The sequence below is a fragment of the Roseomonas sp. HF4 genome, from assembly GCF_005222755.1.
GTDB lineage: Bacteria > Pseudomonadota > Alphaproteobacteria > Acetobacterales > Acetobacteraceae > Neoroseomonas.
The window spans coordinates 102,154-120,442 of sequence record NZ_STGD01000010.1 but is presented as its reverse complement, the minus strand read 5'-3'; the positions used below and the strand labels follow the sequence as shown (position 1 = coordinate 120,442).

The following is an 18,289-nucleotide window of genomic DNA, read 5'->3' as shown; positions in this document are numbered from 1 at the left end:
CTCAGGCGGCCTCGGGCAGGAGCCAGCCGACCGTGTCGGTCGGGCGCGCGAGCACGGCGCGCGCGGCGGCCGCGACCTCGGGCTGTGTCACGGCGCGCAGGCGCGCGGGCCAGAATTCCACCACCTCGGCCGGCAGGCCGATGGCGAGCGTGCCGCCCAGCATCCGCGGCGCCGCGCCGAAGCTGTCAAGTGCCAGCAGCGCGCCGGCCGAGAGCTGCCGCGTCGCGCGCGCCACCTCCTCCTCCGAAGGGCCGTCCTGCAGCAGCCGCGCGACTTCCGCCGCGACGGCGGCCTCCAGGCGTTCGGGCGTGATGCCGCGGCGCGGCACGGCCCAGAGCATGAACTCTGTCTCGGCCGCGGCCTCCCCGTCATAGGCGGCGCCGGCCGAGACGGCGAGGCCGGTCTCGATCAGCGCGGCATGCAGCCGGCTGCCCTGGCCGCGGCCGAGCAGATGCGCCAGCGCCTCCAGCGGCAGGGCGTAGCGCGCGCCGTCGGTGGTCAGGCTCGGCGCCATCCAGGCGCGCAGGAACAGGGCTTCGCGCGCGGTGCGCTCGCGGGCCACGAGCCGGGGTTCGTGCGGCGCGGCGGGCGCGCGGGGGCGGTCGCGCCCCGCGCCGGGGCGGGCGGCGACGCGGCCGTAGTGTTCCTCCGCCAGGTCGCGCAGCCGTGCTTCCTCGACGGCGCCGGAGACCAGCAGCGTCGCGTTGTGCGGCGCGTAGAACCGGCCGTAGAATCCGGTCAGGTCGTCGCGGGTGATGGCGCGGATCTCGTCCTCCCAGCCGATGATGGGACGGCCAGGCCAGGCCTGCGGCCCCCAGAGCGCGGCGCGGAAGGCTTCCTGGAAGCGTGCGCGGGGGTTGCTGTCGGTGCGCTGGCGGCGTTCCTCGAGCACGACGTTGCGCTCGCTTTCCAGCTGGTCGGCCGGGATCAGCGCGGCGGAGAAGCGGTCGGCCTCCATCGCCATGATCATCGGCAGGCGCGACGCCTCGACCTGCTGGAAATACGCGGTGACGTCGCGCGAGGTGAAGGCGTTGTCGTTGCCGCCTTCCCGCGCGACGCGGCGGGAGAACTCGCCCGAGGGGACGTTCGGGCTGCCCTTGAACATCATGTGCTCGAGGAAATGCGCCACGCCCGAGCGGCCGGACGGATCCTCGGCGCCGCCCGCCGCGTAATACAGGTATTGCGCCACGACCGGCGCGCGGCGGTTCTCGTGGAACACGACGCGGAGCCCGTTGCGGAGCTCCCATTGCTTCGCGCCGAACAGGGGCCGGTTGGGCGGCGGCGCGGCCTGCGCCATGGCGCGCCCGGCTTGGGTGGCGGCGGCGAGCGCGGCGAGCGCGCCCATGGAGCGGCGGCGGGTCATGACAGGCATGGTCCAGAGATAGGGGCGCCCCCCCGCCGGGGGAAGCCGCCTTACGGAAGCGTATGCTTGCGCGGTGCAGACCGCGGGCGGGGCGCCGCCGCCCTGGGACCGCGCGGCATGGCGCGATCCGGGCGGGCTGTCAGAACCCGATCCATTCCCAGAAGGACTGGCGGCGCGGCTGCACCACCGGGGTCTGGCCGACGCCTTCCTCCCGACCGAGCGCCGCATTTTCCCGCAGGCGCTGTGCTTCGCGGGACGGGTCCACCGCCACGCCGGGCGGCGGCGGGTCGCGCCAGAAGATCAGTCGGTCCGACAGGGCGCGGCTCGGCTGGTCGAGGCGCAGACTCTCCTCATCCACGCGGCGGCGGATGTCGTCGGGCGCATCGGGGCCGGCGCCCTGGATCAGTGCGGCCTCCCCCACCGAGACACGGGCGCCGGGCGCGCGGCGCGGGTCGTCGAGCGACAGGCCGGGCACGAGCAGCGCCTCGGCCTGCTGGCGGGCCGAGCGTTCCTGCGGCCGCGCCGCGCCCGGGCGCGGGGTCGGCAACGAGGTCATGTCGGGCGGCATGGACAGCGGCGCCCGCGTCGTCACCTGGAACTCGTCCGGCGCGTCGCGCACGAGGCCGAGCGTGCGGGTCGTGTTCTCGCCGCAGCCGGCGAGCAGCAGGGCGACCGCCAGGGCGGGCAGTGGGGAAAGGCGCATCCTCATGACCCCTCCTTAGGCTGGGCTTTGGGCCGGAACAAGGCATCCGCGACCAGCGCTGCCACCCCGCAGACGATCGCGGCGTCGGCCACGTTGAACACATACCAGTGCCAGCCCCAGGCATGGGCATCGACGAAGTCCACCACGGCGCCGAAACGGAAGCGGTCGATCACGTTGCCGACCGCGCCGCCGACCACGCCGCCCAGCGCCAGCGCGGTCAGCCGGTTCTCCGCCCGCGCCATCCAGCGCAGCAGGAAGCCCGCGATCGCGATCGCGACCAGCGCCAGTGCCACCTGGTTCCAGGCGCTGTCGCCGGACAGCAGGCCGAACGTCACGCCGCGGTTCCAGACCATGGTGAGGTCGAGGCCGAAGGGGCCGGCCTCCCACAGCGGGATCTGGCCGACCTCGGGGAGGCGGGCGACCTCGAGGATCCACCACTTCGACGCCTGGTCGGCGGCCAGGATGCCGGCGGCGACGGGGAGGCCGAGGCGGAGGCTCATGCGAGGTGGTCCGCGGGGGCGCTGCCCCCGTGCCCCCGCCATCACGAGAGCGCCTCCACGGCATCCTCGCAGCGGAGGCAGAGCGTCGGGTGCTTCGCGGAGGTGCCGACCTCGGGCAGGACGCGCCAGCAGCGGGCGCATTTGGTGCCGGGGGCGGCATGGAAGGCCGCCGCCGGGACATCATCACCAACCGATAGCGCGAAGCCCGAGGTGATGCAGGTCTCGGCCCAGGCCTCGGCCGGCAGCAGCGCGGCGTCGGCCTCGGGCAGCGCCAGCGCGGGCGCTGCCTGCAGGCTCGACCCGATGGTGCCGGCCGCGCGCGCCTTCTCCAGTTCCGATGTCACCAGGCCGCGCAATTCGCGGATGCGCGCCCACTTCGCCGCCAGCGCATCATCCTTCCACCCCTCCGGCACGAAGACGAAGTCGAGCAGGTGCACGCTCCCCTCCTCGTCCGGGAAGCGCGCGAGCCACGCCTCCTCCGCCGTGAAGGCCAGCACGGGCGCCAGCCACTTGCAGAGGCAGCGGTGCAGCACGTCGAGCACCGTGCGCGCCGCGCGCCGGCGCGGGCTGTCCGCGCGGTCGCAGTAGAGCGCGTCCTTGCGGATGTCGAAGTAGAAGGCGCTGAGGTCGGCCGCGCAGAAATTGTGGATCTCGGGATAGACGCCCGACCAGTCATGCGTCTCGACCGCGCGGCGGATGCGCGCGTCGATCTCGGTCAGCCGTTGCAGCACCCAGCGCTCGAGCTCGGGCAGTTCGGCATGGGGCACCGTCTCGGCGTCGGTGAAGCCGTCCAGGCTGCCGAGCAGCCAGCGCAGCGTGTTGCGGATGCGGCGATACAATTCCGCCTGCTGCTTCACGATCTCGGGGCCGATGCGGAGATCGAGCGCGGTGTCGGAATTCATCACCCAGAGCCGCAGGATGTCGGCGCCGTACTGCTTCATCACGTCCTGGGGCGCGGTGACGTTGCCCAGCGACTTCGACATCTTCCGCCCCTGCTCATCCAGGACGAAGCCGTGCGTCAGCACCGCCTTGAAGGGCGCGACGCCGTTGGTGCCGACGGATTCGAGCAGCGAGGAATGGAACCAGCCGCGATGCTGGTCCGAGCCTTCCAGGTAGAGGTCCGCCGGGAAGGGCAGGCCGCGCGGCGGCAGGACGAAGGCGTGCGTCGAGCCGCTCTCGAACCACACGTCGACGATGTCCATGACCTGTTCGTAGAGCGCAGGGTCGCGGTCGGGGCCGAGGAAGCGCGCCGCCGCACCGGGCTTGTACCAGGCGTCCGCGCCCTCGGTGCGGAAGGCCTCGACCACGCGTTCGATGATGGCGGGGTCGCGCAGCGGCTCGCCGGATTGCTTGGACACGAAGACCGGGATCGGCACGCCCCAGGCGCGCTGGCGGCTGATGCACCAGTCAGGGCGTGCGGCGATCATGGAATCGAGCCGGTTACGCCCGGCCTCGGGCACGAAATGCGTCTTGGCGATCGCGTCGCGCGCCTTCTCGCGGATGGCATTCGCGTCATCCATCGCGATGAACCATTGCGGCGTGGCGCGGAAGATCACCGGTTTCTTGGATCGCCAGGAATGCGGATAGGAATGCGTGAGCTTCCCCGTCGCCGCCAGCGTGCCGGCTTCCCTCATCGCGTCGTAGATCGCGGTATGCGCCTTGAAGACGTGCAGGCCGGTGAAGCCCGGCGCGTGCATGGTGAAGGTGCCGTCGTCGTTGACGGTCTCGGGGATCGGCAGGCCGAACTGGCGGCCGAGGTTGAAGTCGTCCTCGCCATGGCCGGGCGCGATGTGCACGAAGCCGGTGCCGGCCTCGGTGGTCACGAAGTCGCCGGGCAGCAGCGGCACATCGAAATCGTAGCCCTGGCCGCGCAGCGGGTGGGCGGCGACGGCGCCGTCCAGCTCCGCTCCCTTGAGCAGGCGCCGGATGCTGTGCGCGCCGATGCCGGCCTCCTTTTCGAAGCTCGGCAGCAGCGGCAGCGCGACCAGCAGCCGATCGCCGACCTTGAGCAGCGAGGCCTCGCTCACGCCCTCCACATGCACCAGCGCGTAGTCGATTTGCGGCCCGTAGGCGACGGCGCGGTTGCCGGGCATGGTCCAGGGCGTGGTGGTCCAGATGACGACGCCGGCGCCGACCAGGTCCGCCGCCTCCGCGCGCAGGATGCGGAACTTCGCGTGCAGCGTGGGGGATACGTGGTCGTGGTACTCGATCTCGGCCTCGGCCAGCGCGGTCTTCTCGACCGGCGACCACATCACCGGGCGCAGGCCGCGATAGAGCGAGCCGTTGAGCAGGAACTTGCCGATCTCGCCGGCGATCTTGGCCTCGGACTCGAAGTCCATCGTGGCGTAGCGGTCGGACCAGTCGCCGAAGACGCCGAGGCGCTGGAATTCCTCGGACTGCACGCCGAGCCAATGCTGCGCGTAGGCGCGGCACTCGGCGCGGAAATCCAGCACCGGCACGGCATCCTTGTCGCGGCCCTTCGCGCGGTATTCCTCCTCGACCTTCCATTCGATCGGCAGGCCGTGGCAGTCCCAGCCGGGGACGTAGTTGGCGTCGCGGCCCGCCATCTGCGCGGCGCGGTTGATGACGTCCTTCAGGATCTTGTTCAGCGCGTGGCCGATATGGAGGTTGCCGTTGGCATAGGGCGGGCCGTCATGCAGGACGAAGGTGTCGCGGCCCTTCGACTGCGCGCGCAGCCGCTGCCAGATGTCGAGCCGTGCCCAGCGCTCGAGCATCGCGGGCTCGCGCTTCGGCAGGTCGCCCTTCATGGGGAAGGACGTCTTCGGCAGGAAGACGGTGCCGCGGTAGTCGCGGGCCTCGGTGGCGGTGTCGGTCATGGCGGTGTCTCGGGGCGCCCGGAGCGGGGCGGGCGCGGGAATGGGAAGCGGCGCGCGTGCGGAACCCGGCCCTCAGCGGAGGGCCGGGGCGATAATTCGCGCGGGTGCGGGCCAAGCCATGCCGGCATATGCGGAAGCCCGTGGCGGCGCGTCAAGCGCAGCCCGCGCGCCTCAGGGCAGCGGGCGCGCCGTGACGAAGCGCGGTCCTTCCGGCGCGAGCGCGGCCATGCATGCGGCCGGCCCTTCGGCGCCCGCCAGCGCGGCGCAGAGCAGCGGCAACCGTTCGGGCCAGGCTTCCTCGGCCGGCGGGCGCGTGCCGCGCGCATACGTGCGGGTGCCATCGGGGCCGATCGCAACCGCGACCGCCAGCCGCGCACCGGCATGGCCGAGGAAGCGCGCCGCGACCTCCTCCCGCGCCGCGTCGAGCACGGCGGCCCCGGCGGTGCCGACGCCCACCGCCACCACCACGCCGGCGCCGACGTCCTCGCGCAGGTCCCGCAGCGCGCCCAGCACCTCGGCGAGGGGGCCCGGCGCGACATGGCAGCCCTCCGCGGCGCCGGAGGGGAATTCCAGTACCGCTGTCCGCTCGGCCAGCAACGCCGCGCGCAGCGGAGGGAAGGCCGCGGCTGCGTCGGCGCGATCGGCGATGACCACGGCGGCGGCGTCGCCGGCCATCCAGTCCCGCGGCAGGTCGAGCACGAGGATGCGCGCGCAGGGCGACGGCGCGCCGCTTTCGGCCGCCGGTCGCACCCAGACCAGGTCGAAGGCGGCGAACTGGGCGAGGGCGGCCGGGCTGGCCAGGCCGATGAGCCCGGCCGCCACGGAGGAAGCGAAGCACCGCATGGCAGGCCTCTGGACCTCGTGATGTGGCCCGACACTACGCCCACCGGCCGCGTGAAGCAGTGCGTTTCCGCACGGCCCCGCGCATGCGGCGCGCGCCGCGCGATCATGCGCCGAGCACTGCGCGCGCCTGGCGCGCATCCTCGGCGATCGCGGCCTTCAATTCCTCGAGCCCGGCGAATTTCGCGTCCGGGCGCAGGAAGCGCACGAGCCGCACGCCGATCTCCTGTCCATAGAGGTCGCCGTCGAAGTCGAAGACGAAGGTCTCGAGCCGCGTCTCGGGATCGCCGCCGAGCGTGGGCCGGCGCCCGACATTCGCCACGCCCTTCGCCACGCGCCCGTCCGGCAGCGCGACCGTCACGGCATAGACGCCGCGCGCGGGTTCGAGGTGCCGGCCGATCCAGATGTTCGCCGTCGGCCAGCCGAGCACGCGGCCGAGCTTGTCGCCATGCACCACGGTGCCGCGAATCTCCCACGGCCGGCCGAGCTTCTCGGTGGCGCGCTCGGGGTAGCCGTCCTGCAGCAGCCGCCGGATGCGGGAGGAGGAGATGGCCTCGCCCCCTTGCTCGACCGGCGGCACGATGGTCAGGCCCATGCCGCGCGCCTCGGCCTCCCGCGCGAGGAACGCCACGTCGCCGCCGCGGCGGTGGCCGAAGGCGAAGTCCGGCCCGCAGGCGAGGTGCTTCGCGCCGAGGCCGCGATGCAGCACGTGCTCGACGAAGGCCTCGGCCGACATCGCCGCGAAGGCATCGTCGAAGGGCAGCGCGAAGACGAAGCTTGCGCCCGCCTCCCGCAGCGCGGCCGCCTTGGCGGGCAGCAGCGTCAGCCGGAAGGGTGGGTCGTCGGGCCGGAAATGCTCGCGCGGGTGCGGCTCGAAGGTCAGCACGGCCAGCGACAGGTCTGGCCGCGCGGCATGCGCCGCGCGCAGCACCGCGGCATGGCCGATATGCACACCGTCGAAATTGCCGAGCGCGACCGTCGCACCGCGCGCCTCGCGCGGGACCTGGTGCCAGGCCCCGACGATCACGCGGCGCTCGGAACGCCGCGCACCGCCTCGGCCAGGGCGCGCACCTGGTCGAGGACCTTGCGCACCGTGTCAGGCTTCGCGCGGCCCTCCGCGTCGAGGCTCGCGGCCAGCGCATCGACCAGCGCCGTGCCGACCACGGCGCCATCGGCGATGCGCGCGGCCTCGGCCGCCTGTTCGGGCGTGCGGATGCCGAAGCCGACGCAGACCGGCAGGTCGGTATGCGGGCGGATGCGCGGCAGCGCGGCAGCGAGGTCGGCCGTGGTCGCGCTCCGCGTGCCGGTGATGCCGGTGATCGCGACGTAGTAGACGAAGCCCGTGGTGGCCGCGAGCACGCGTGGCAGGCGCGCGTCATCCGTTGTCGGCGCCACGAGGCGGATCAGGTCGAGGCCGTTGGCCTTTGCCTGCGGCTCGATCTCGTCCGCTTCCTCGGGCGGCACGTCCACGACGATCAGGCCGTCGACGCCGGAGGCGGCCGCGTCGTTGCAGAACGCATCCACGCCGTAGGACAGGATGGGGTTGTAGTAGCCCATCAGCACCACCGGCGTCGCCGCGTTCTCCTTGCGGAAGTCCCGCACGAGGGCGAGCACGCCGTCGAGCGTCGCGCCCGCCTTCAGCGCGCGCAGCCCGGCGCGCTGGATCGAGGGGCCGTCGGCCATCGGGTCGGTGAAGGGCACGCCGACCTCGATCACGTCCGCCCCCGCGCCGGGCAGGCCGCGCAGGATGGCGAGCGAGGTCGCCGGGTCGGGATCGTAGCCCGAAAGATAGGTCACGAGCGCGCCGCGCCCTTCGTGCTTCAGCGCCGCGAAGCGCGCCGCGATCCGGCTCATGCGAATGCCCTCACGCGCCGGGCGCGGCCTCCGGCCGGCTGGCTTGCGCGCCATGCGCTGGCGCGCGGGGCATGGCGGGCGGGCTGGGCGCGGTCGCGCTGAGCGCTCCCGGGCCGATGCGGGGCATCGGGCCGAATGGTTGCGATCGCGGTCGTCACAGCTGCACCCCCAGGTGGCGGGCGACGGTGAAGATGTCCTTGTCGCCGCGGCCGCACATGTTCATCACGACGATCCTGTCCGCCGGCATCAGCGGCGCCTGGCGGATCACGTAGGCCAGCGCATGCGCGGGCTCGAGCGCGGGGATGATGCCCTCGAGCTTCGAGCAGAGCTGGAAGGCGGCCAGCGCCTCGTCGTCGGTCGCATGCACGTAGTTCACGCGGCCGAGTTCGTGCAGCCAGGAATGCTCCGGCCCGACGCCCGGGTAGTCGAGCCCGGCGCTGATGCTGTGCGCCTCCAGGATCTGCCCGGCCTCGTCCTGCAGCAGGTAGGTGCGGTTGCCGTGCAGCACGCCGGGACGACCCTTGGTGAGGGACGCCGCGTGTTCATGGGTCTCGACGCCCTTTCCCGCGGCCTCGACGCCGTACATCGCGACCTGTTCGTCGTCGAGGAACGGATAGAACAGCCCCATCGCGTTGGACCCGCCGCCGATCGCGGCCACCAGCGCATCGGGCAGGCGGCCCTCGGCGGCCATCATCTGCCCGCGCGTCTCCTCCCCGATCACGGACTGGAAGTCGCGCACCATGGCCGGATAGGGGTGCGGGCCGGCCACCGTGCCGATGCAGTAGTAGGTGTCCTCGACATTCGCGACCCAATGGCGCAGCGCCTCGTTCATCGCGTCCTTCAGCGTGGCGGCGCCGGAGGTCACCGGCACCACCTCGGCGCCCAGCAGCTTCATGCGGAAGACATTGGGCTGCTGGCGCTCGACATCCGTCGCGCCCATGAAGACCGTGCAGGGCAGGTCGAACAGCGCGCAGGCGGTGGCGGTGGCGACACCGTGCTGGCCGGCGCCGGTCTCGGCGATGATGCGCGTCTTGCCCATCTTCTTCGCGAGCAGGATCTGCCCGAGCACCGCGTTGATCTTGTGCGCGCCGGTGTGGTTCAGCTCGTCGCGCTTGAAATAGACCTTGGCGCCCATGCCGGGCGCCGCGCCCTTGCGCAGGTGGGTGGTCAGGCGATCCGCATACCAGAGCGGGCTTGGCCGGCCGACGTAATGCGTCAGCAGGCGGCGCCACTCGGCCTGGAAGGCGGTGTCCGTCTTCGACGCCTCGTAGGCCTGCTCGACCTCGAGGATCAGCGGCATCAGCGTCTCGGCAACGAAACGTCCGCCGAACTGGCCGAAACGGCCGCGGGCATCGGGGCCCTGGCGGAAGGAATTGGGCAGGGGCTTGTTCAAAGGGGGTGCCTCGGCGTTCCCGGAAAGGGCGGGGTGTAACGGATATGCGGCAGGCGGGCCATAGCGCCAGGGGGAGGTAGGGTACATCGCGCGGAGGGGCGCCGCCCCTCCGGAGCACCCCGCCACGGGTTCCCATCGACGTTGCGCAGCAACGCCGATGGGAACCCGCGAAGGCCGAAGGGCTTTCGGAAACCGATACCGGGGCGACGGCATGGCGCGGTCACCGCAGGCGCCAGCAGAGGGGCTGGCGGCCGGCCGGGTACAACAGGTCGCGTAAGGGCCGGAAGACCGTGGCCGGCTGCGTCGCGACGGAATTCAGCGCCGCCCGCAGCAGCCGGTGGGCGGTTTCGGACAAATCCAGGTCGGGCCGATGGCGCGGCTCGGCCGGCCCGCCCTCACCGAACCCGCGCGTCGATCACATGCGTCTTCATGTGCCCCGCGACCTCGCCGACTGCGCGCCCGCGCAGCGCCGCATCCCCCTGGGTTTCCGTCCCGAGCGTCCGGCATGCCTGGCGCGACTGCAGATAGGCCTGCTGCGACGCCTCGGTCTGGTTGATGCGGAACAGCGAGGCGCCGGTCACCCCCGAGGCCCGTTCGCGCCACAGCCCGTCCGGCCCCTGCTGCCAGACGCAGCGGGTGATGTTCTCCCCCTGCGGGTCGGCGCGCACCGGCCCGGCCGGGTCGTCGAAGCCGTGCCGGGCGCCGCGGTACAGGTTGACCGTGACGTTGCCCCCCGCGGCGCGGAGGTAGGAGGCGAGGTCGTCGCAGGGTGCCCGGCCGGTGCGGTTGTCGCGCTCGGCCACCAGCATCAGGATCGGCGCGCGGTTGGTCGCGCGGTTGCCCAGGCGGTAGGCGCATTCCGGCGCCACTGCCGCGAAGGCCAGGAAGCGCGGCCCGTTCGCCGGGCGCTGCGCGATCAGCCACTGGTGCGCGGCCAGCAGCGCGCCGCCGCCGCCGCCTTCCCCGAAGCCGACCAGGCCCGCGCGACGGCGGTCGATTCGCGGATGTTCCGCCAGGGCTTCCAGCGCGCCATAGGCGTCGATCGCGAAGTCCATCGCCGTGATCCAGGCGCGTTCCGGCGGCGGGCGGGAGGTGTCGATGCTGCGCGACGCATAGTGGTCGAGCACCAGCACGGCGGCGCCCGAGCCCTTCAGCGCGTTGACGTAGTCGGTCAGATGCGGGTCGCGCTTGCCGCGCACGTCGTGGGAGAGGATGACGACCGGCACGCGCCCGGTGCCCTCCGGCAGCCAGAGCTCGGCCGCCATCGGCTGGTTGCCCGAGCCGACATAGGTGAACACGTCGGGCCTTGGGCCGCCGCCGCAGGCCGCGAGCAGGAAGGCCAGGAGCAGCGTCAGCGCGCGCATGGGTCGTTCCTCCGTCGGATCGCGCAACGCTGGGCCGCCGAGGTGGCGCGCGTCAACCCTCGGAGGGGGAACGGGCGGGGAAGCCGGGGGGAGAAGGGAACTTCTCCCCCCGAAACCCCCCACAACCTTCTTTGGCACCTGGCGCCCGACCTTCCCGGATCGGTGCCACGTGACAGAGAAGGGAGGGGGAGCGGGGGAGGTTCCCCTCCCCCGGCCCTTGCCGCCATCACGCCAACGCCGCGCTACGAGATCTGCCGCCGCACGATCGCCGCGCCGTCGGCCAGCGCCTTGAGCTTCGCGAAGGCGCGTTCGCGCGGCATGTACTTCATGCCGCAGTCGGGCGCCGCCACCAGGCGTTCGGCAGGCACGTGCTTCAGCCCGGCGCGGATGCGCGCCGCCACGACCTCCGGCGTCTCGACCTCCGTCGTGCCGAGGTCGAGCACCCCCAGCATGATCGTCTTGTTCGACAGGTCGCCCAGGATGCCGAGGTCGAGCTTCGGCTGCGCCGCCTCGACCGAGATCTGCGCCGCCGTGCTGTCCGCCAGCTGCGGCAGGAAGGAATAGCCGGACGGCTTGTCGCTCACGAGCGCGGCGTAGCCGAAGCAGAGATGCACGACCGTGGTGCCGCCCACGCCTTCCAGCGCGCGGTTGATCGCCTTCACGCCGTAGCGCTTCGCCTGGTCGGGCCGCGCCTGCAGCCAGGGCTCGTCGAGCTGGATCACGTCGGCGCCGGCGGCCTTGAGGTCGCGTGCCTCCTCGGCCACCACCGCCGCATAGGCCATGGCGAGCGCCTCGTCGTCGCCGTAGTGCTCGTCATGCGCCTGCATGGACAGGGTGAAGGGCCCGGGCAGGGTGATCTTCACCTGGCGGTCGGTGTTGGCGCGCAGGAACGCGACGTCGCGCACCTCGACCGGGTGGCGGCGGCGGATCGGGCCCACCACGCGCGGCACGGGCGTCGGCTTGCCCATGCGGCCGCTCACGATGGCGGGGTTGTCCACGTCGACGCCATCGAGCGCGAGGGCGAAGCGGTTGGAGTAGGATTCGCGCCGCATCTCGCCGTCGGTGATGATGTCGATGCCGGCGCGCTCCATGTCGCGGATCGCGATCAGCGTCGCGTCGTCCTGCGCCTCCTCCAGCGCGTCCTCGGCCACGCGCCAGATCTCCTTGAGGCGCACGCGCGGCACGACGTTGTTCTTCGTCAGGATGGCGTGGTCCACGAGCCAGTGCGGCTGCGGGTAGCTGCCGACCACCGTGGTCGGCAGGATCTTGGTCGTCTGGCTCATGCGCAGTGTCCTTCCCGGGGCGTGCTTCAGGGCCTCAGATAGCCGAGAACGACCTCGACGACATGTCCCTCCCGCGCCTCCAGCGCCGCCTCGGTGCCGAGGTCCTCGCCGAAGATGGTGGACAGCGTGTGCCGGTTCGCCACCCAGAAATGCCCGAGGCCGAGCATGGTGACGTAGAGCTGCAGCGGATCCACGTCGCGCCGGAACAGCCCCTCGGCCGCGCCGCGCCGCAGCACGGCGCGCAGGCTCTCGAGCAGCGGCGAGTAGAGCGCCGGCACCTCCGCGCTGCGCCGCAGGTAGGCGGCGCGGTGGATGTTCTCCTGGTTCAGCAGCGCGACGAATTCCGGATGCGCGGCGGTGTAGCGGAGGTTGAACCGCACGAGGCGCGTCATGGCCTCGACCGGCGGCAGGTGCTCGACGTCGAGCGCGTGCTCCTCGGCCCGCTTGGCGGCATAGGCGCGCTCCAGCACGGTCAGCCAGAGCTCCTCCTTCGAGCCGAAATGCGCGTAGAGCATCCGCTTGTTGGCGCCGGCGCGGGCCGCGATCTCGTCGACGCGCGCGCCGGCCAGGCCGGCCAGCGCGAATTCCGCCAGCGCCGCATCCAGGATGCGCTGCCGCGTCGCCGCCGCGCGGGGCGAGATCGGGCGCGGCGATCCTTCCATCAGAAGCGGCCGTCGCGCACTTCGAACTTGGTCGCGCGGCCGAGCGAGCGGCCGCCCTGCGCCACCCAGCCCGCCACCCAGTCCAGCATCCGTGCGAGCGGCACCGACGGGTAGCCGAATTCGGCGAAGGCGCGCGCCGCGTTGGACAGCAGCGCATCGGGCGCCTCCTCCCCGGCGAAGGCCACGTCGCGGCCGAAGCGGCGCGCGAAGTCCCGCGCCACCCAGCGCACGGACACCGTCTCCGGCCCCGTCACGTTCAGGATCGGGCAATCCGGCGAGGCCCGCGCCAGGGCGCGTAGCGTCCAGGCATTCGCGTCGCCCTGCCAGACGACATTCGCGTGGCCCATGGCGAGCGGCACCGGCGTGCCCGCCAGGACCTTGGAGGCGATGTCGTGCAGCACGCCGTAGCGCAGGTCGATCGCGTAGTTCAGCCGGATGCCGAAGCAGGGCGTCCCGCGCGTGGCGGCCGCGTGCTGGAACACGCGCTCCCGCCCGAGGCAGGAGGCGGCGTAGTCGCCGACCGGCGCGGGCGCCGTCGCCTCATCGGCGCCGCCCGAGCTCACCGGCACCAGCGGCAGCACGTTGCCTGTCGAGAAGAACACGATGCGGGACGCGGCGTAGCGTTCGGCCACCATGGCCGGCAGCAGCACGTTCATCGCCCAGGTCAGCGGCTCGTTCCCCGAGGAGCCGAACTTGCGCGCCGCCATGAAGACGACATTCGGCGCATCGGGCAGGCCAGCCAGCGCCGCGCGGTCGGTCAGGTCGGCCGCGATGCACTCGATGCCCCAGGATTCCATGCGCGCGCGGAGCCCTTCCTCCGACCAGCGCGCCACCGCGATCACGCGGCGGGCGGGGTCGGCGCGCTTCGCTTGGCGGCACAGCGTCGGGCCCATCTTTCCGGCGGCACCTAGCACCAGGATGTCGCCCGGCACGGCGGCAAGGTCGGTGACCAGCGCCGGGTCCGGGCGGGAGAGCACGTCTTCCAGCGTCTCCTCGTCGGCGATGATGTCGGGCCAGTCGTTCACGGCGGTTCCTCCGGCCGCGATCCTTGCGCCGCGGCGGGGCCCTGTCCATCAGGGCGGGTCAGTTCGCCTCGGCGGTCGTGACCTCGATCGGGCGGGGCAGCAGCACGAAGACCGCCGCCTCGTCGCGCATGCGTCCCGCGCGCTCCCCGGCCTCGGCGCCCCAGCCCCAGAAGAAATCGGTCCGGGCGGGGCCGCGGATGGCGCCGCCGGTGTCCTGCGCCACCACCAGGCGGCCGGCCCGCGGCGCGTCCCGCGGCGCCGCCGGGTCGCGCACCGTCACGAACATCGGCGCGCCGAGCGGAATATGCGCCCGGTCCACCGCGACGCTGCGCTGTGGCGTCAGCGGCACGCCCATGGCGCCGATCGGGCCCTGCTCGGGCGTCAGCTCCTCGACCTTCCGGAAAAAGACGAAGGACGGGTTGGCGCGCAGAAGCTCCGTCGCGCGCTCGTGGCCCGCCTCGGCGATCCAGGCGCGGATCGCCTGCATCGACATCCGTTCGCGCGGGATCTCGCCGCGCTCGATCAATAGCCGGCCGACCGGCACGTAGCCGCGCCCGTTCTGGCCGGCATAACCGACGCGCACCAGTTGCCCGTCCGGCAGCACCACGCGGCCGGAACCCTGGATGTGCAGGAAGAAGGCATCCGCCGGGTCGTCCACCCAGACCAGCTCGAGGCCGCGCCCGGCCAGCGCGCCGCCGTCGATCGCCGCACGGTCGTGGAAGGGCTCGAGCCGCCCCTCGACCATCATGCCGTAGCGCCGGCGGAGCGGGTTGCCGGGCGCGGGCTGTTCGACCAGTTCCGGCGGGCGCGCCAGCAGGGGCGTGCGGAAGACCTCGTCCGGTGCCGTCGCGCCGCGCAGGATCGGCTCGTAGTAGCCGGTCATGATGCCGGTGCCGGCGGCGAAGGGCTCGAAGCGCGCCTCGATGAACTCGCGCACCGCCATGTGCCGCGCCGCCATCCAGGCGGCCATGCGCCGCTGGTGCGCGACCCCCTGCCCAGGCCGGGGCGGCCTCGGCAGGCCGCGTTCCAGCGTGCGGAGCTCGAGGCAGATGGCCATCCAGGCGCCGGCGGTGCCGGCCCTGAGCGCCGCTTCCCCCTCGCCGCCGAGCGGCGCCTCGGGGCGCATCGGGCGCATGGCGCCGCAGCTCGCCTGCAGCGCGGGCAGGATCTCGGCATGGGCGTCGGAGGCCCAGCCGGGCAGGTCGGCGAATGCGGCGCGGCGCAGCGTGGGCGGGGCCGGCGCCGCGGGCGCGCCCTCGGCCGGCGGCTCGGGTTCAGTCGAGGGCCCGCCATGCTGCGCATCCGCCTGGCCCGCGGCCATGGCGCCGGTCAGCGCCAGGGCGACGGCAAGGCCGGCGCGACCCTGCGGCGTCATGGTGAACATCGGATAAACCATACCCCAGCCCGGCCGGCGCCGCGACTCTCCGGGGGCTGTTGGAGGGCCGCGGACGCCCCGACCCGGGGCTTAGGCGGGCCGGGTTCCCACGAGCTTCCAGGTGGGATCGGAAACCGCAAGATCGCGCTGGAACGTCCAGAGGTCCGTGATCTCGGTCACAGCCTCGGCGCCCGCGCTGATCGACCCGTCGCTCGCGATGGTCAGATTCACCTGGTCGGAGACGATGCGCACTGTCACGTCAGCGACGGTGCCGCGCAGATCGGCTTCCTCGATCGCCATGTCCTGGATCGAGCGCAATTCGGTGCGCTGCGTCTCGCCGGCCTGCTCGCGCGCCGCGATGGCGCCCTCGAAGCCGGCATAGGCATCGTCCGAGAGCAGGTCGCGCAGCGTCGCGCGGTCACCGCGGGCGAAGGCGTCCACGATCATCCGGAACGCGCCCTCGGCGCCGCCGAGGAAGGCGGTCGGGTCGAAGCTGCGGTCCACGCCCTGGATGCGCGCCAGCGCCTGGCCGGCGGGCGAGCGCGGGTCGGGGATGCCGCGCCGGACGGCGCCGGGGGCGGGGGGCGGCAGGGGATCGGCCTCCCGCGCTGCGGGCTGGCCGATGCCAGGCGCGGGCTCGGCCTGGGGCGGGCGCTCGAAGCCGGTGCGCTTTCCCAGCACGCTGCGCAGGCGCAGCACCAGGAAGGCCGCAACCATTGCAAACAGGATCAGGTCGATCGGCAGGCCGCCACTCATCGCATTCTCCTCGGCCCCCACACTTAGGGGTGCGCAGGGCCGCCCGCAACAGCGCGCGGTCCGGGTTGCGGGCAGGGCGCCGGCCCGCTACCCCCGGGCGTGACGACCGAGGAACCCGACCCATGATCCTGCTCCGCCACGGACAGAGCGAGTTCAACCTGCTCTTTACCCAGACGCGGCGGGACCCGGGCATCGTGGACCCGGCGCTGACGCAGCTCGGCCACCGCCAGGCCGAGGAGGCCGCCGAGGCGCTGGAGCGGGAGGCGATCCGCCGCATCGTCGTCTCCCCTTATAGGCGCGCGCTGCAGACGGCGCTGCCGGCCGCGCGGCGGCTCGGCCTGCCGCTGACCGTGGCACCCGTGGTGCGGGAACGCTACGCCTTCACCTGCGACATCGGCAGCCCGCGCACGGAACTCGCGATGGCCTTCCCGGAGGTGGACTTCACGCATCTCGAGGAGGTGTGGTGGCCGCCGGCGGAGGAGCCGGCCGACCAGGTGGAGGGCCGTGCCGCGCTGTTCCGCGCCGAGATGGCCGCGCTCGACGACTGGGCGCATACGCTGGTCGTCAGCCACTGGGGCTTCATCATGGCGCTGACCGGCCGGAGCGTCGCGAACGGCGAGGTTCTGCGCGTGGACCCGACGGCGCCGGGGCCGGCCGAGGTGTCCTGGAAGCACCCCTGAGGGCGAGCGGCCGGCCTGGCCTGGAACGGGTCAATACGCGGCGGGAGAGGTCCCCCCGACTTCATCGCCGCCCGCCCGGGTCGGGACAGGCTCCCACTTCGTCATTTCAGGCGCCAGATCTCGACCACGCCGCGCTCCTCCTGCACCACGGTCGCGAGGTCGTAGTTCTCGGCCAACGCCTCGTCGACCATGGCGGCGATGCGCGGGCGCACGCCCGCCCACCAGCCGCGGTCCACCACGATCACCTGCGGCGTGGATGCCAGGATGCGCGCGACCTCCGCATAGGGGTCGATGCCCGTGACCGACCAGTAGCGGCCGCTGAGCTGTGCCGGGAAGGCGTAGCGCGTCGCGAGGCCGGCATCGGCCAGCACATGGACGGTCGGGTGGTAGTTCACGACCCAGATCGGCTCCCCGGGGTCGATCTCGCGCCTGATGGCGTCGGCGACCTCGCGCACCGGATCGGGGCCGGTGAGCCCGATCGTGCCATACAGGCGCGGGATGGTGGAGGACCGCCAGGCATCGAGCGCGACGCCGCCCACCAGCAGTGCGAAGGCCGCGACCACGAGGCCGGGCCGCGCCGCGCGCGCCAGCCTGCGCGCCCCGAGCGCGGCCAGCAGCGACAGCGGTGGCAGCCACAGCAGGTAGTAGTGCTGGAAGTACATCCCCGGCATCACCACCGCCGCCGTCGCCGCCGCGAACCACGCAATGGCGAGGCGCCGCAGCAGCGCGACCGGCCCCTTCGTCACGCGCGGTCGGATCACCGCCGGCACGACCAGCACGAAGGCCCAGAGAAGGATCATCGCAACGATCAGCGTGTAGCGCGCCGCATCCAGCAGCCCGACCCGCGCGCCCGCGTAGCGCAGCGGCGCGAGGAAGGCGCCGTTGACGAATTCCGCCAGTTCCCCGCGCAGGAAGTAGGCGAAGCCGAACAACAGCGTCGGCGCGGCGCAGAGCGCGGCATAGGTCACGGCGAAGACCAGCGCCCGAGGCGTCGGCAGCAGGCCGCGCCACCAGGCGGGTCCCACCAGCAGCAGCCAGGCGAGCGAGCCCTCGAACACCGCGACCGGCTTGATCGCCAGCGCGAAGCCGATCATCGCGCCCATCGCCAGGATCTTCGCGAAGGGCGGCGCGACGCCGTCCTCCAACGCGCGGCGCGCGGCGCGCAGGCCGAGCGCCATGGACCAGGCCGTGAGCGGCGTGAACAGGATCTCGGTATTGGTCGCGAGCCCGCCGATCAGCGTGCTGTGCGCGAGATAGAGCAGCCCCGCCGCAAGCCCGAGCGCCGGCGGTGCGGTCGCGAAGCGCACGATGGCATGCAGCGCCCAGGCCGTGAGCCAGGCGCCCAGCACGCCGAGCAGGCGCGTGACCCAGATGTGCTCGCCGAGCAGCGCCATGGCGGCGGCAAAGAGCGCCGGCGCGCCGACCGGGTGCATGTCCCAGACGCCCGAGAGCGGCCAGTTGCCACGCAGCCATTCGCGCGCCTGCAGCATGTAGAGCCCTTCGTCGGTGTCGATCACCGCCGGGGCGAAGGAAAAGGCGCGCAGCAGGAACGCGGCCGCGAGCAGCAGCACAGGCACTGCGGCGCCGCGGAGCGCGCGGCGCAGGCGGGTCGAGGTCACGCGCGCGCGGCGAGGGGGGCGCCGTCCCCCTCGCC

Annotated in this window: 16 protein-coding genes; 1 reads left to right on the top strand and 15 read right to left on the bottom strand. The window is 73.0% G+C overall.

Translation table 11 applies throughout. The features are described 5' to 3' along the window. Window position 1: 1 nt before the first annotated feature. The 14 genes from E8M80_RS16025 to E8M80_RS15960 form a co-directional block, all read right to left on the bottom strand. Window positions 2-1,363 (bottom strand): pitrilysin family protein, encoded by a 1,362-nt coding sequence (locus E8M80_RS16025; RefSeq protein ID WP_240790070.1) that lies wholly within the window; start codon window positions 1,361-1,363, stop codon window positions 2-4. 139 nt (window positions 1,364-1,502) lie between these two features. Further along, window positions 1,503-2,072, bottom strand: a complete 570-nt coding sequence (locus E8M80_RS16020) for a DUF3035 domain-containing protein (protein ID WP_137126713.1) — start codon at window positions 2,070-2,072, stop codon at window positions 1,503-1,505. Continuing rightward, window positions 2,069-2,566 carry a signal peptidase II gene (lspA, locus tag E8M80_RS16015; protein WP_137126712.1) on the bottom strand — a complete coding sequence of 166 codons (498 nt, stop codon included), beginning with the start codon at window positions 2,564-2,566 and terminating at the stop codon, window positions 2,069-2,071. The genes E8M80_RS16020 and lspA overlap by 4 nt, the downstream gene beginning before the upstream one ends. A gap of 41 nt (window positions 2,567-2,607) precedes the next feature. Next, entirely contained in the window at window positions 2,608-5,403 is a 2,796-nt protein-coding gene (ileS, locus tag E8M80_RS16010) for an isoleucine--tRNA ligase (protein ID WP_137126711.1), read from the bottom strand. A 171-nt stretch (window positions 5,404-5,574) separates the two neighbouring features. Next, complete coding sequence (locus E8M80_RS16005) at window positions 5,575-6,225, bottom strand: hypothetical protein (protein ID WP_137126710.1); 651 nt, start codon at window positions 6,223-6,225, stop codon at window positions 5,575-5,577. 124 nt (window positions 6,226-6,349) lie between these two features. Next, on the bottom strand, window positions 6,350-7,270 hold the full coding sequence (locus E8M80_RS16000; protein WP_137126709.1) for a bifunctional riboflavin kinase/FAD synthetase: 921 nt from the start codon (window positions 7,268-7,270) through the stop codon (window positions 6,350-6,352). Next, the gene (gene trpA / locus E8M80_RS15995) at window positions 7,267-8,097 is read right to left on the bottom strand and encodes a tryptophan synthase subunit alpha (protein WP_137126708.1); all 831 of its coding nucleotides are present in this window, start codon (window positions 8,095-8,097) and stop codon (window positions 7,267-7,269) included. Before trpA ends, E8M80_RS16000 begins: the two co-directional genes overlap by 4 nt. Before the next feature lie 154 nt (window positions 8,098-8,251). Then, window positions 8,252-9,490, bottom strand: a complete 1,239-nt coding sequence (trpB, locus tag E8M80_RS15990) for a tryptophan synthase subunit beta (RefSeq protein WP_137126707.1) — start codon at window positions 9,488-9,490, stop codon at window positions 8,252-8,254. Window positions 9,491-9,885: 395 nt separating this feature from the next. Further along, entirely contained in the window at window positions 9,886-10,854 is a 969-nt protein-coding gene (locus tag E8M80_RS15985) for a dienelactone hydrolase family protein (protein ID WP_137126706.1), read from the bottom strand. 242 nt (window positions 10,855-11,096) lie between these two features. Next, window positions 11,097-12,137, bottom strand: coding sequence for a 5-methyltetrahydropteroyltriglutamate--homocysteine methyltransferase (locus tag E8M80_RS15980; protein WP_137126705.1), 1,041 nt, complete (start codon window positions 12,135-12,137; stop codon window positions 11,097-11,099). Between the two features lie 26 nt (window positions 12,138-12,163). Further along, window positions 12,164-12,799, bottom strand: a complete 636-nt coding sequence (locus E8M80_RS15975) for a TetR family transcriptional regulator (RefSeq protein WP_137126704.1) — start codon at window positions 12,797-12,799, stop codon at window positions 12,164-12,166. After that, on the bottom strand, window positions 12,799-13,824 hold the full coding sequence (locus E8M80_RS15970) for an NAD(P)-dependent oxidoreductase (protein WP_206035647.1): 1,026 nt from the start codon (window positions 13,822-13,824) through the stop codon (window positions 12,799-12,801). The genes E8M80_RS15975 and E8M80_RS15970 overlap by 1 nt, the downstream gene beginning before the upstream one ends. Before the next feature lie 58 nt (window positions 13,825-13,882). Beyond that, on the bottom strand, window positions 13,883-15,208 hold the full coding sequence (locus tag E8M80_RS15965) for a murein transglycosylase A (protein ID WP_240790069.1): 1,326 nt from the start codon (window positions 15,206-15,208) through the stop codon (window positions 13,883-13,885). A gap of 81 nt (window positions 15,209-15,289) precedes the next feature. Beyond that, a complete protein-coding gene (locus tag E8M80_RS15960; RefSeq protein WP_137126703.1) occupies window positions 15,290-15,955 on the bottom strand; it encodes a Tim44/TimA family putative adaptor protein in 666 nt (221 codons plus the stop codon). A gap of 122 nt (window positions 15,956-16,077) precedes the next feature. On the opposite strand from E8M80_RS15960, the gene E8M80_RS15955 reads away from it, so the two are divergent. Next, window positions 16,078-16,635 (top strand): histidine phosphatase family protein, encoded by a 558-nt coding sequence (locus E8M80_RS15955; RefSeq protein WP_137126702.1) that lies wholly within the window; start codon window positions 16,078-16,080, stop codon window positions 16,633-16,635. Between the two features lie 101 nt (window positions 16,636-16,736). Here E8M80_RS15955 and E8M80_RS15950 read toward each other — a convergent pair whose 3' ends face one another. Continuing rightward, entirely contained in the window at window positions 16,737-18,254 is a 1,518-nt protein-coding gene (locus E8M80_RS15950) for a glycosyltransferase family 39 protein (protein ID WP_170979451.1), read from the bottom strand. Between the last annotated feature and the right edge of the window lie 35 nt (window positions 18,255-18,289).

What these genes read in the sequence shown, in the direction of transcription:
- E8M80_RS15960 (WP_137126703.1), bottom strand. Translation starts at nt 15,955, where the DNA reads ATGAGTGGCGGCCTGCCGATCGACCTGATCCTGTTTGCAATGGTTGCG.
- E8M80_RS15955 (WP_137126702.1), top strand. Translation starts at nt 16,078, where the DNA reads ATGATCCTGCTCCGCCACGGACAGAGCGAGTTCAACCTGCTCTTTACC.
- ileS (WP_137126711.1), bottom strand. Translation starts at nt 5,403, where the DNA reads ATGACCGACACCGCCACCGAGGCCCGCGACTACCGCGGCACCGTCTTC.
- E8M80_RS15980 (WP_137126705.1), bottom strand. Translation starts at nt 12,137, where the DNA reads ATGAGCCAGACGACCAAGATCCTGCCGACCACGGTGGTCGGCAGCTAC.
- E8M80_RS15975 (WP_137126704.1), bottom strand. Translation starts at nt 12,799, where the DNA reads ATGGAAGGATCGCCGCGCCCGATCTCGCCCCGCGCGGCGGCGACGCGG.
- lspA (WP_137126712.1), bottom strand. Translation starts at nt 2,566, where the DNA reads ATGAGCCTCCGCCTCGGCCTCCCCGTCGCCGCCGGCATCCTGGCCGCC.
- E8M80_RS15965 (WP_240790069.1), bottom strand. Translation starts at nt 15,208, where the DNA reads ATGTTCACCATGACGCCGCAGGGTCGCGCCGGCCTTGCCGTCGCCCTG.
- E8M80_RS16025 (WP_240790070.1), bottom strand. Translation starts at nt 1,363, where the DNA reads ATGACCCGCCGCCGCTCCATGGGCGCGCTCGCCGCGCTCGCCGCCGCC.
- E8M80_RS15985 (WP_137126706.1), bottom strand. Translation starts at nt 10,854, where the DNA reads ATGCGCGCGCTGACGCTGCTCCTGGCCTTCCTGCTCGCGGCCTGCGGC.
- E8M80_RS16020 (WP_137126713.1), bottom strand. Translation starts at nt 2,072, where the DNA reads ATGAGGATGCGCCTTTCCCCACTGCCCGCCCTGGCGGTCGCCCTGCTG.
- trpA (WP_137126708.1), bottom strand. Translation starts at nt 8,097, where the DNA reads ATGAGCCGGATCGCGGCGCGCTTCGCGGCGCTGAAGCACGAAGGGCGC.